The 12,310-nt window shown below is 56.9% G+C and carries 11 protein-coding genes and 1 tRNA gene; 9 read left to right on the forward strand and 3 right to left on the reverse strand.

Annotated features, from left to right (window positions below):
- Positions 1–90 precede the first annotated feature (90 nt).
- A complete protein-coding gene (locus LYZ69_09370) occupies positions 91–294 on the forward strand; it encodes a hypothetical protein (protein ID MDV3278654.1) in 204 nt (67 codons plus the stop codon).
- Here the strand turns inward: LYZ69_09370 and LYZ69_09375 are convergent.
- Positions 275–430: a ribbon-helix-helix domain-containing protein gene (locus tag LYZ69_09375; protein MDV3278655.1), complete on the reverse strand. Its 156-nt coding sequence runs from the start codon at positions 428–430 to the stop codon at positions 275–277. The genes LYZ69_09370 and LYZ69_09375 overlap by 20 nt on opposite strands.
- A gap of 533 nt (positions 431–963) precedes the next feature.
- Between LYZ69_09375 and LYZ69_09380 the strand changes: the two genes are divergently transcribed.
- From LYZ69_09380 to LYZ69_09405, 6 genes are all read left to right on the forward strand, one after another.
- Positions 964–1,051: transfer RNA gene (locus LYZ69_09380), tRNA-His, on the forward strand.
- Positions 1,052–1,105: 54 nt separating this feature from the next.
- Positions 1,106–2,362, forward strand: coding sequence for a site-specific integrase (locus tag LYZ69_09385; GenBank protein MDV3278656.1), 1,257 nt, complete (start codon positions 1,106–1,108; stop codon positions 2,360–2,362).
- Between the two features lie 127 nt (positions 2,363–2,489).
- Positions 2,490–3,203 (forward strand): hypothetical protein, encoded by a 714-nt coding sequence (locus LYZ69_09390; protein ID MDV3278657.1) that lies wholly within the window; start codon positions 2,490–2,492, stop codon positions 3,201–3,203.
- Positions 3,190–3,975, forward strand: a complete 786-nt coding sequence (locus LYZ69_09395) for a hypothetical protein (protein MDV3278658.1) — start codon at positions 3,190–3,192, stop codon at positions 3,973–3,975. Before LYZ69_09390 ends, LYZ69_09395 begins: the two co-directional genes overlap by 14 nt.
- Positions 3,976–4,650: 675 nt before the next feature.
- The gene (locus LYZ69_09400; protein ID MDV3278659.1) at positions 4,651–5,274 is read left to right on the forward strand and encodes a hypothetical protein; all 624 of its coding nucleotides are present in this window, start codon (positions 4,651–4,653) and stop codon (positions 5,272–5,274) included.
- Between the two features lie 466 nt (positions 5,275–5,740).
- Positions 5,741–6,412 carry a cyclase family protein gene (locus LYZ69_09405; GenBank protein ID MDV3278660.1) on the forward strand — a complete coding sequence of 224 codons (672 nt, stop codon included), beginning with the start codon at positions 5,741–5,743 and terminating at the stop codon, positions 6,410–6,412.
- A gap of 4 nt (positions 6,413–6,416) precedes the next feature.
- Here the strand turns inward: LYZ69_09405 and LYZ69_09410 are convergent, their stop codons facing one another.
- The gene (locus LYZ69_09410; GenBank protein MDV3278661.1) at positions 6,417–7,760 is read right to left on the reverse strand and encodes a glutamine synthetase family protein; all 1,344 of its coding nucleotides are present in this window, start codon (positions 7,758–7,760) and stop codon (positions 6,417–6,419) included.
- 77 nt (positions 7,761–7,837) lie between these two features.
- Between LYZ69_09410 and LYZ69_09415 the strand changes: the two genes are divergently transcribed.
- Complete coding sequence (locus LYZ69_09415) at positions 7,838–8,986, forward strand: amidohydrolase (GenBank protein MDV3278662.1); 1,149 nt, start codon at positions 7,838–7,840, stop codon at positions 8,984–8,986.
- 7 nt (positions 8,987–8,993) lie between these two features.
- On the opposite strand, the gene ggt is transcribed toward LYZ69_09415, so the two are convergent.
- Positions 8,994–10,556: a gamma-glutamyltransferase gene (gene ggt / locus LYZ69_09420; protein MDV3278663.1), complete on the reverse strand. Its 1,563-nt coding sequence runs from the start codon at positions 10,554–10,556 to the stop codon at positions 8,994–8,996.
- Between the two features lie 109 nt (positions 10,557–10,665).
- On the opposite strand from ggt, the gene LYZ69_09425 reads away from it, so the two are divergent.
- Positions 10,666–12,282 carry an amino acid permease gene (locus LYZ69_09425; GenBank protein ID MDV3278664.1) on the forward strand — a complete coding sequence of 539 codons (1,617 nt, stop codon included), beginning with the start codon at positions 10,666–10,668 and terminating at the stop codon, positions 12,280–12,282.
- Positions 12,283–12,310: the final 28 nt, after the last annotated feature.

A 12,310-nucleotide genomic window follows, 5' to 3' on the forward strand; every position in this document is an offset into this window, starting at 1 on the left:
CAGCCCAACTCGACTTTCAGGGAACCCCGACGGACTTCCGTGATGGTACGACCAGCGGCCTGCTTAAATGCTATCTGATGGTAGTTTAGTATGAATATTCAAGTCGAGATACCGGACGACGCCTTCACGTTCTATTCTATCTACCTGAAGGCCAGGGGCCTGTCGTGGGGCGAGTACATCGGTCTGTTGCTTCGAGACGACTTGAACGCAATCTTCGAGTCGCTGGAACCGAGTGACATCCAGGTCATGTTCAGCCTGCCCTCCTCTCTGAAGTTCAGGCTCGAGACTGACTGAGCTTCTCCTCCATCAGTAGCTTGACTGCCTTCTCAAATGCGTGAGACCTGTTCCTGTAGTTGTCTTCGCGGACCTGCGCATCAATCCAGTCGAGAACTTTTTTGTCGACGGCTATCGAGACCTTCTCCTTGGCCAACAGCCCGTCTACCCCTTTGTAGGTTATTCTCCCTTATTGCGACTGAGTGTGACGAGGTAGTAATATACTGGTGCGAGCATCCCTAGAGAGAGAATGCCGAGGCCGCGAGCAAAGAGCCCTCCACAGAGCCCTCATATCCACGGGACGACGCATTCGTCGAAGCGAGGCGTCGAAGCCGAGTCCGCCAGTAGAGTGAGCAAACCCAGGCTTTGCCTCTTCTGCGCCTTGTCGCATCCAGGACAGGACGGCTACACGCTAATCATGAAGCCAGGAGAACAATGCGAATGCAGGAAGGATGGGTGTCGGCATGGTTCCGAGAACGAAATTAGAAGCATGCCCCAGCCTTGATTCAGCCTCTCCCCAAACTGACGCACAGACTTCCGTGATGCTCCGATGATGAATGTCCGGGCGGTTATGCCCGTTGTCCTCGCCGCAAGGGCACGTTTGCCAGCAAGAGGGTCCGCCAGGTGTTCTCGTGCGAAATATGTCTTCTCAATTCTTATATCGATACGCGAATCGAGTCGCCGAGCGTGGCCCAGATAGTGTAGCTTGGTTAGCATAGGAGGCTGTGGAGTTCTTCGCGGAGACCTCCCGACGAGGGTTCAAATCCCTCTCTGGGCCCTCTTATGTAGGCTCAAACCGTGGCGTTTTATAACCTAAAGCGCCTTTATTGACATGAGACCTCATTCCGAGGAAGGCCAGAGGTCCGTCGAGGCGTTGATGGCATCGATGAAGCTGGCCGACGCCACGAAGGCGGGCCATCTGATGAGGGTGAGCCAATATGCGGGGCACCTCAAGACGACTCCAGACGAAGTCGTGAGGGAAGCCAAGGCCCATCCAAGGAAGTTCGAGGAGACGTTCAGGGAGTTCGTCCAAGCTGTAGGCAAGAACGCCAGCCCTGCGACGACCTCGTCATACCGCCATTCCCTCAAGCGCTTCCTGGAAGTCAACCGCGTGACGAGCATAAACTGGGACTACATCGGCGAGTTCGTCCCAAGCGCAAGGAGGGCCGGGCAGGACAGGGCGCCGACGCTGGAAGAGATCCGCAAGATTGTCGACGTCGCTGACCTGCGCATGAGGTGCCTGGCCCTCTTCCTGTGCTCCTCCGGGGCCAGGATCGGCTCGGTCCCCTACCTCAGATGGCGGGACGTCGAGGAAGTCGAATCGGATGGGGAGAAGCTCGCCAAGGTGACCATATACAGGGGAGAGCCCGAGGAGTACCTCACATTCATCACGCCCGAATGCTATCGGTACCTGCTCCAGTACAGGGAGTTGAGGGAGAAGATCGGTGAGAAGGTCGTCGGGATGTCTTTCGTGTTCACCACACAACCCAACGCGCGCAAGTTCGACCAGAGCAAGGTGGGAGTCGCGTCGGTGAAGACGTTGAAGAATCAGCTCGGTGAACTTCTACGACACCTGGGCATGCGGACTGTCATCAGCGAGAGGGGAGGCTACAAGAATTACGAGTTCAAACAGGCGCACGGGTTCAGGAAGTTCTTCAAGACGAGGATGGAGATGTCGGGGGTCAAGCCCATCATAACCGAGATGCTGATGGGGCACGCGATCGGCGTCTCGGGGAGCTACATGAAACCCACGGAAAAGGAGCTCCTCGAGGAGTACTCGAAGGCGGTCGACAACCTGACAATCATCGGCAGGGCGGGCGGGAGAGTGGACATCAAGAACGCGTTCAGGGAACAGCTGCTAATCGTCGCTGGGTTCAACGAGGAAGAGATTGGGAAGATGGACTTGGACAAGGTCTCCGACGAAGAATTCCAACAGGTGATTCGCCGGAGGCTGCTCGGCACGATGACGAACAACGGCAACCATCAGAAGGTCATACCGCTGGGCGAGGTCGATAGCTACATCTCGAAGGGATGGGAGTTCGTCGCCGCTCTGCCGAATGACAGGGCCATACTGAAGCTTCCCCGCTGAAGGGACCGTCTCACCGCGCGCGAGGGTATGCGTATGCTATACTATAATTTGGTTTATAAGGTAATTGAGTTACTATACTATAATAAGACTTATAAATAAACAGACTTGGGATAGTGTGGCGGGGTCCATGCAAATCGAGAGAGACGGCAACGGACATACGGACACTTCTGATAGGCTGATCAGAGGAGTAAAGACCGACAGGGTCTATAGGATACTGCTCTGCGACGTCGAGGGAACCCTTACGGGGTACAGGCTGGCCAAGCTTGCCCAGACAGAGCAGACACACGTAAGCCTCATCATCCGCGACCTCGAGAAGTCCAGCCTGGTCAGAGGTACCCGGGTGACCGACCACAAAGGACTCCTGGCCAGGTGGAGCCGCCTACACGTCAAGTACCAGTCGCAGAGCTACATGCTCCCTGACGTCTTGAGGGTCTTGAAGAACACAGGCTTAGAGTACGGCCTGACTACGTACAGGGCGGAATCCATGGTCAACCGCTATCTCTTCCCATCCAAGACGGAGCTTTACATCCGCGGTGCCGACTTCGAAGCGTGGCACGCGCTGCTGGTAAAGGAGGGCGCCCTCGTGGGCGGAGGGAATGTGAGGCTGAGGTGGTACGACGACCAGGTGCTCTACAACTCGTTCTCGATCGACGGCTACCGCATGGTCTCGGTACCGCAGTTGATAGTTGACTTGCTCAGGGAGGTCGGGTCGGCCGTCGAAGCGGCGAATATGATGATGCAGAAGTACGCAGAGCTCCTGACTCTCAACCGGCTCCATTCCGTTAGTCCCTTTCCCGTCGGTACGTACAAGACCAAGGTAGGTCGCCGTGTATCCAGATAGAGAGACAGAGTTCTCGCGGCGTTACCTGAAGAACATGCTGAGCGTCCTTCCCGATCCATACTGTCTGATGGGCGGCTGGTCGGTCTACCTTACGCTGAAGGAGAGGTTCAGAGAGACGACGGGTCGCGAGTACCCGGGTTCGAGGGACATCGACCTAGGGTTCCACCTTGACCCGAAGTGGAAACCGAGGGAGTTCGAGGGCTCGGCATTCGGTAAGGCCATCAAGAAGATACGGACGATGGGCTTTGAGCCGGAGTCCTTCAGGTTCGTGAAGCGTTACCACCTCTGGGAGGAGCGAGAGCTGACTCCTGAGGAGGAGAGAAGCTTGCCCCAGTATGACATCTTCAATCTGTACTTAGATGTCCTCGTCGACACGAAAGACCCGAAGAGGTTCAAGGTGGCAAGGTTCAAGGTGCTGGAAGAGCCGCTTCTGGCAAAGGTCTTCTCCGGGACCGGTTACGTCAAGACCGACCTGGACGGAGTCAGCGTGACGATGCCTGCGCCGCAGCTCCTGATGGAAATGAAGGTCAAGTCGTTCCCTGGCAGGACACAAGACGACAAGAGGACAAAGGACCTCATAGATTTGTGCGCCCTGGTGCTTTATTCCGGCGTTAGACCTCCTTTGATTTCCGCAACAGCGGCTGGGAAGAGGCGCTTGGAGAGGTTTGAGCGGGCGGTAGACGACACCAAGGAAGAAGAATGGAACGGCGTCGCAGCAGCGCTCGACGTTTCTGCATCCGTGGCCAAAAGGACGGCCTCCTCAGTCAAATAGATGCGGGTCGACGCAACCTCTTGGATGTGAATCCAACGAATGGAGAAACGCAGAACGATGTTCCTGTCTTGTTGCGGCGTGTTGGAGCGCGACTGCGACGTTACCGTCCTTCGGCCAGGTAATACTTTCAATTCTCCCTCCCTTACGAACGAGATAGTAATAGTAAGCGTTGGCGTTGTGGTTGGAATTCTTAGGAGAATTCTTGGTTGATGGATGTTTGCATCTTGGCTCGATGAGTTGAGTAAGTTGGGTGCGTGACAGAAATTTACCGCGCTCCTTGCTTGGATGTAAGTAGAATTAGTAATAATTGATCGAGCTCGTTGTTAAGCCTCCGCCTGACAATCTCCGCCAAGAGTGCTCGCCTCGAATTAGTGCCAGGCTTGCTCCATTGCGGGGCAGCTTGGTCTTTCGCCCTGCGCTCGCCAAGCACCACGTGGATCTGTCTCGGAAGAAGCTAGAGCAGGTGTACGACCAAGCAGGGTTGAGAATCCTCTAGTGTGACGCCCAGAAACGATGATAAGTGCCACGTGTGTCACTGGAAGCCCAAGCTTGGAGTTGGGCGTACGAGGTTGGGCAAGGAGGAATCCCAGACTACTCGTCACGATAGCAGTTGTCCTTTGGCTGACCCTGACATCTTTCACTGGATTCATTCTGTACAGTGGGGTGCAGCTTCCGATGCCAACACTGCGGCTAGTCGTCTCCCCACCAGGTTACCCCATCGTGGGGGAGAGTTGGAACGTCCGGATTTGGCAGAGGGTATACCCAGGACAAGCTTGGGTCCCAGCCTCAAACTCAACGCTCTTGATGATATCAACTGCGGGCAATTTCGCCTTCGGTCCGACTAATGGCAGCGTGGTTGTCCCTTATTCCTCCGATTTAGGCGGAGTCAATTTCCTGGCCCAAAAGTCAGGATTCACCACCGCATCGTGGCAACCCCAGACTACATTCATCCAGAACGATTTTGCGTACTTAGTGATGGGATTCTACATCTTCGGAGGCGGGTTGTCATTCTACGAGATCTCGTTTGAATTCGTCAAGCGGGGCCGCAGAAATCAGGTCTTGCGGGTGATCTCAATAGCGGCTGCGCTTTCAATCGGAACCGGGTATGTCTTGGCAGTAGTATGGCTTCAGAGATGGAGTTTCGGAACGGCGTGGGGATTTGGCAACGACATCCTCGACGGGATTAGATTCGATCCCGACCTCTTACTACTGACCGCGTTTAATGTTGTGATCTCTTCAGTTGTCCTGAAACTACAGAGGGCTGTGAACTCAGCGAAGCATGTGATCGGCTCTCCGTAGCTCATCCATGTCGCGAAGCCGCTCGTACCTCCTGGCGCCCCATGCAATGGATTCGAAGATTGCCCAGATTGCCTACAAGAATGCTTGCAAGTCTTTGGTCGGTTGTGACCAGCAAAGTTGGGTAGAGAAGGAAAAGGTGTCCTTCGGAAGTTGAGGGAAGTCGCGGGATTCTAGTGGGTTGGCACTTCACTCCGCGTGAATCTGGACTCGAAAAACTAGCCTCAAACCAGAGATAGAACGTTCGGTGGCAGCCACGAATGTGATGACTTCGTTTGACCACCTTCGTTATCCTTTAGACCAGCCTGCGACGATGATTTCGAGTTGGGTTCGTAAGGCGCCTTTCGAATGGTGTTTGAACCAACATAGGTGGACTCACATTCCTCTCTGGGCCCTTCATACCATCATCACGCTCGCGCGCTCTTCGTTCGAAAGCTTTTACTAAGATTCACAGAACTATGCTGGCAGGTTGGTAGACAAGCTTCCATTCAGGAAGATTGTCGACCTGTCTGTCCCGTTCAAGAGTCTGGGGACGCACGTCTTCCCGGGCTATCCCATGCCTCTGAGGGCTACGATGACGACCATACGGGACAACGGGTACTACTCAAGTGTGTGGACGTTTGTTGAGCATTCTGGGACCCACGTTGACGCGCCAGGGCATTTCCTTCAGGGCGCCCCGACGATTGACAAGGTCCCGCTCAGCACGTATGTTGGCAGGGGAGTGGTGCTGAAATTTACTGGTCGGCGTCCCAACTATTCAATCACCAAGAAAGATATCGAAACAGGACTGCGGAAGAAGGAGCTCAAGGGGAAAGTCGGTAGCGGTTGGGTCCTACTGTTCTACACCGGGTACAGCGCGAAGGCAGGCACGCGAAGGTGGCTCGAGCACCCCGAGCTCAGTGACGAAGCGTGCAGGCTCATAACCAGACTGAAGGTCAATGCTATTGGTTTCGACGCGCCCAGCCCTGACCATGCCCCGTTTCCCGCCCACAAGATCCTGCTTCCGAAAGGGATCGCCCTGTTCGAGGGCCTGACTAACCTGAACAAGGTCATGGACAAGGACTTCGTCTTTGTCGGCGCTCCGCTTCCGCTTGTTGACGGGTCGGCCAGCCCCGTGCGGGCCTTTGCTCTGATGATGTGAGACTCTAGAAGAGGTCCAGGAAGTGGGAGACCTCCCACTGCGTAACTTGGTCGGCGGCCTGAGACACCTCGAACGACCTTTGCGTGACATACTCCTCGAACAGCGTGCCGCCCAGAGTCCGTCGAATCAGGTCGTCCTTCTCCAACTCGGAGAGGGCCTCGCCGAGGGATCTCGGGAGAAGCTTCAGGTGGCGGGAGACGCGCTCACTGTCGTTCATCTGAGAGGCGTCGAACATCAGGGGCTCGCCCGGGTCGAGTTTCCGCTCCATCCCCTCGATTCCAGCGGCAACGACGCAGGCGAGCAGCAGGTAGACGTTACACGCGTTGTCAGTCAGGCGGAGTTCTATGCGCGTCGAGTCGCCCCGCTCGTCAGGAATCCTGACTGCCGCCCCCCGGTTTCCGGGCCCGTAGGTCACGGCGTCGGCGTTCCACCTCCCCGGCAGGAGCCGCTTGTATGAGTTCACCGTGGGCGCGCCTATGGCACAGAGAGCTCGCGTGTGCTTCAGAACGCCTCCGATGAAATGGTAACAGGACTGGCTGAGACCCAGCTTTCGCCGGTCACGAGAATCGGAGAACAGGTTCCTCCCCTTCGGGTCGGTTAGGTTGAGGTGCAGGTGCAAGCCGCTGCCCCACCAGTCCGCGCCTATCTTGGGCATGAACGAAGCTGTCAGACCGCGACTCATCGAAACTGCCTTGACCGCGTCCTTGAAGTAGACGTATGCGTCGCCTGCCCTGAGACAGGGCTCAGGGGCAAGGTCAACCTCAAGCTGCCCGTGCCCGCCTTCGACGTGCGCCTTGACTACCTTGATTTCCATCGAACTCAACGCCTTCACGATGTCTGTGAGGAGCTCCCTGTGCTGTTCGTATCCCGCTTGGGACTGTATCGAACTTGTGTCAGCTGGGACAACTCTGTCCCCGTCGTGACGGACGAGGTGGAATTCGCTCTCGAGCCCGGTCATCACCCTGTATCCCCTTGATCCAGTTTCCTCGAGGACTCTCCGGAGCACGCTCCTCGCGCACAGAGGAGAGGTGGAGCCGTCGGCCTCGTGGACCTCTCCGATGAAGCGAGCGGTACCTGGAGAGTAGGCGGGGAAGACGAGTGTGGTCTGGTCAGGGATGACGGAGACGTCGCCCTGAGAGATGTCGAGTTTCGAGCCAGGCGTGAGAGGTGTGACTGCGTTCATATCCAGGTTAGCCCGCGCCGTCTTGAAACCGTTCCGCAGAATCGACTCGACGTCCGAGACTACGAGAGGTTTCGACCGGGTCACGCCGCACAGGTCTACGTACGAGATGCTTACCATTGAGGAGTTGTGCTGAGAGAGCCGCTTCGCAACCGCGCTCTGTTTCAACGCACGACTCGGGAGTGGCGTTGCTTTAAAAGGTCAGACTTCGGCTTCTGCAGGTCTCGAGAAGAGGCAAGCATCAGATGAGGATCGAACTCGACGACCAACCAATCACGGACATTCACTGTTTCTCGTTTGCGCCGCAGCGAAGGCACACGCGCTCATCGCTGACGAAGCTCTTCATGGCGGGCGGGCCTACTGTGATGAGCATCAATCCAGAACTCCGCACAGAAGACCTTGCGGCTTCGGTGGCGTACAGAAGGATGATTCACCACCTGTCCCTGCTTTTCAAGATGTCGGGCGGGGAAAATGAAGTACTTAGGAAGAGGAACGAGCTCGCGAAGAGGTACGATTCTTACCTTCGATTACTGTTCGGGGACGCCGGGATTGAGAGGATGGCGCTCGACAGCGGACTCGAGCCCGTTTCCTTCGCAGAGTTCAGGAGGCATGCGCCAGCAAAGCTGTACAGAATATTCAGAATCGAACCGCTGATTAAAGACTTGATCGCCAAGTCAGGTGGCTTCGACGAACTCTTTACCTCATTTGATGAGACAATCCAGTCTGCCGTTAGGAAGCACGGCTTCGTTGGATTCAAGTCTGTGATAGCTTACCGGACCGGGCTCGATGTAGGCACGCCGACCGAGCAGGAAGCCAGGACTTCCTTTAGGCTGCGGAAAGAGAATAGGGAGAAGGAGTGGTTCGGCCCCAGAGTGAAGCCGCTGCGTGACTTCCTACTGAACCACGTTGCCGAGCGCTCATCGAAACTTCGAGCGTTCCTCCAGATTCACACTGGACTCGGCGATACTGACGTTGTGGCGGAGAGGTGTAATCCGTTGCTACTGTCCAAGTTCCTGAAGCAGGAGAAGGTGTTGAAGACTCCCGTGATCTTGATTCACGGCGGCTTCCCGTACACTGACGAAGCCGCTTGGTTGAGCAGCGTCTTCCCGAACGTCTACTTCGAGCTCTCAACTCCGTTCCCGCCCACCTACCTCCCGGCCCTGTCGAAGGAGAGGTTCAGGCGCGTCCTTGAAGTGGTGCCCACAACAAGGATTGTTTACGGGTCGGACTCTATCGAGACTCCCGAGTTCCACTGGCTATCGGCAAAGCTCTCGAAGCTCGCCCTCGGAGAGACCCTTGGAGACCTCGTGGACGATGGAGTACTGGATGAGCAGGGAGCCCACGGGGCCGCCGCTCGAATCCTCGACCGCAACGGCGCGGGACTCCTCCGGTAGCAAGGCGCTAGGCGGAGACAGCCGCCCCGAACCTTCTGGGGTCGGCCCCGCCCGTTGCCATCCTCTTGTCCTGATCAATCAGGACGGCTTGGACACCGCCAAAGTAGAGTTCCAGATTGCCCATTACCTGTACGTCGCCCACCAGCCCTCGCAACTCACTGACAGTGGTCTCGTCAAATCCTCCTTCCACCATCAAACCCCCAGCAGTGGGATGAATCCGCGGAGCAGCCAACGCCCTTCCCAGGGCCATCCCCCCGTCCAAGACGTTTGTCGTCACCTGAAAGATGGAACTGATGATTCGCTCAGAGCCGGCCCCGCCGATGACGAGGAAAGGGGACCCGTCCTTGAAGACGATTGTAGGGGACATGCTGCTGACCGGCCTCTTCCCCGCCGCCACGGAGTTGGGCCTTCCAGGAACCGTGTCGAAGTCGTGCATCTCGTCGTTCAGGAGGACTCCCAGGCCCGGCACGGTGACGCCCGAGCCGAAGTAGCACTCGATTGTCTCCGTCGCAGAGACGACGTTGCCTGCGGAGTCGATAACGCAGAAGTGCGAAGTGGAGCCAGGGCCGTCCGAGGAACGATTGCCTCCGGTGGGGTTTGTTCCAGACCAGATCTCCTCCGCCTTCTTCTGCACGTAGGATTTAGACAGGATCTGGCTGGTGGCGGCGTCGACGAATTCTGGGTCACCAAAGCTCGGCTTCTCGTCGAGCATCGACCTCAGGATATCTATGACCGCCCGGAACATCCCTGCCTTCGTGCTGGCACGAGCTCGATTGCCGAGCTCGGCGAGGATTTCGAGACCATAGATCAACAGCGTTCCGCCAGCGCTGGGCGGCGGCATCGAGACGATCCTGAACCCTCGAGCCTCCCCTTCCACCGGTCTGCGAACTTTGGGAGCGTACCTACCGAAGTCGTCCTCAGATAAGATTCCTCCGAGGCTCCCTACGAAGGTCGAGATTTCCTTGGATGTTGTCCCGCCGTAGAATCCCTCTGGCCCGTCTTTTGCCAACTTCGACAGAGTCTTCGATAGAAGCGGGAGCTTACTGAAGCGGGCCGATCGGCCGTCGACACCGAAGACGCGGGCGGACTCGGTGAAACGCTTCAGCTTGTCCAGCGCCCCTGTTCTGTTCTCCTTCAGAATCCTTTGCGAGAGGCTGGAAACCGAGACGCCCGACTTTGCTGCGACGATTGCGGGTCGGGCGACATCTCTGAACTTCATAGTGCCGAACTGCTCCAGAAGGAGGGCGTGCCCAGATAGCGTTCCTGGCGTGGCGACGGCCAGAGGTCCCACGCTGTTTGCGTCTGCCGCGATACGCTGGAACATGTCGGCCGAGGACTTCGCTGGCGCCGTCTCCCTGTAGTCAAGGGCGGTTGTCTCTCCCGAGGCCAGATGAATCAGGGCGAAGCCACCCCCACCTATTCCAGAGAACGCTGGCTCGACCACCCCCAGCATCAGAGATGTTGCGACCGCGGCGTCTACAGCGTTACCCCCCATTCTCAGAATAGAGGCGCCTGCCTCGGATGCAAGCGGATGGGCTGAGGTGACCACGGCGTTGTGGAGCCTATCCAATCAAGACCGCCCAGCTTTGCACAATCCAGCGTCGAAACCTGTCAATTTTGGCTGTTCATAACCCAACACGTTAGGTTCATATATTTACTTCGCGCGGAGCGTTGGCTGTTTGCAGACGAAGCAATTCGTCAGAGACGCGACCGGTCTCGTTCGGGAGTTCGGCGCCGTCGACACCTTGCTCTTCGCATCTGCGATGGTCTTCGCCCTGGTATTCACGATTCAGCAGTTCGCTTGGTTCTACGGCAGTACGCTCGGGGCGAGCCTGCCGCTCACTCTCGTAGTGGCGGCCATTCCGTTCGTGTTCCTGATGCTGGCCTACTGGGCCATCGGCGTAGTGATGCCGAGGACTGGAAACGACTACCTCTGGGTTGGCCGCATCTTCCGTCCCTCCATCGGTTTCGCTTGGGCGGCTCTCTACATGTTCGTCGTGTTCTTCGTGGCCTATGTGGGAGAGGTCTCGCCTTTCGCGACCGCCTTCTCCTCGGCGTTCACCGCACTTGGTCTCACAAGCAACTCTGCCTCGCTGATAGACCTTGGGACCTTCCTGGGGTCTTCCTGGGGAACTTTCATGCTCGCGGCTCTCTTCACGCTGCTCTTCGGCGTATTCGCAATCTTTGGGAACAAGCTAATCAAGGGATTCATGTACACGACGTGGATTGTCGCCATAATCGGGATGATCCTGATGTGGTACATACTCGGATCGACGAGCAACGCCACGTTTGCGAGCAACTGGAACCAGATGATCGGGAGCCTCAATTCGAGCTACGCGTATTCGGCGCTGCAGAGCACGGCGATAAACAAGGCTGGGTTCCCCGGTAACGCCGTCGGGTTCGCCGCCATAGTCACGGCCCTTCCGTTCGCCTTCCTGTTCCTCTTCGGCGGAAACTACGCCAACGCTTTCGCTGGAGAGATAAAGAACGTGAAGCGGTCGATTCCTGTGGCGCTATTCCTCTCGCTAATCTTCGGCGTAATCTACTGGTCGATTACCTCCACGCTCACTCTGAACGCGATAAACCATGATTGGATCACACCTGTAGGCTACGCCTGGCTGACCAATGGTGCCGGCTCCGCGGCATATCCACTGCCTTACGCACCCACTCAGACGCTCTTCCTCGCAGTCGCAGCGTACCCGAACAACCTGCTCATCTCCGTCATGTTCTTCACCTACCTCGTCGGGTCTCTCGGCGCCCTCTTCGCGTACTTCTGGATTCCGAGCAAGTACTTCTTCGCTTGGGCCTTCGACAGGGTGATCCCTAGCAAGTTCGCGAACGTCAGCTCGAGGTTCAACACGCCGTATGTTTCGATATTGGCCATAGTTGTGCTCGGAGTGGTCCTCTCCTACCTCTACCTGATACTGGGCTACTTCACGTACTTCACGCTGGGGACTGTACTCTGGGGAGTCTCGTACATCATGCCTGCCTTGGCGTTGATGGCGTTCCCCTACGTCAAGAAGGACCTCTTCGCCACCGCGCCGGGCTGGGTCGGTAAGAAGGTTGCAGGAATCCCCCTCGTCACATTGGTGGGGCTGCTCACAGCAATCGGATTCGGTTACGTCGGCTTCGTCGCGTACACGAATCCTTTGATCACCGCACCCAACGTCAACAGTGTCCTGCTGGCACTGGCCGTGCTCGTCGTCGCCTTCGTCGTGTACTTTGCTAGCAGGTTTTACCACAAGGGCAAGGGGATGGATATCTCCATGGCCCTGAAGGAAATACCGCCAGAGTAGCCGCGCGTTCCTCTCTCCGAGAAAGTCT

The sequence above is a fragment of the Nitrososphaerales archaeon genome, from assembly GCA_032906765.1.
GTDB lineage: Archaea > Thermoproteota > Nitrososphaeria > Nitrososphaerales > Gagatemarchaeaceae > DASPPF01.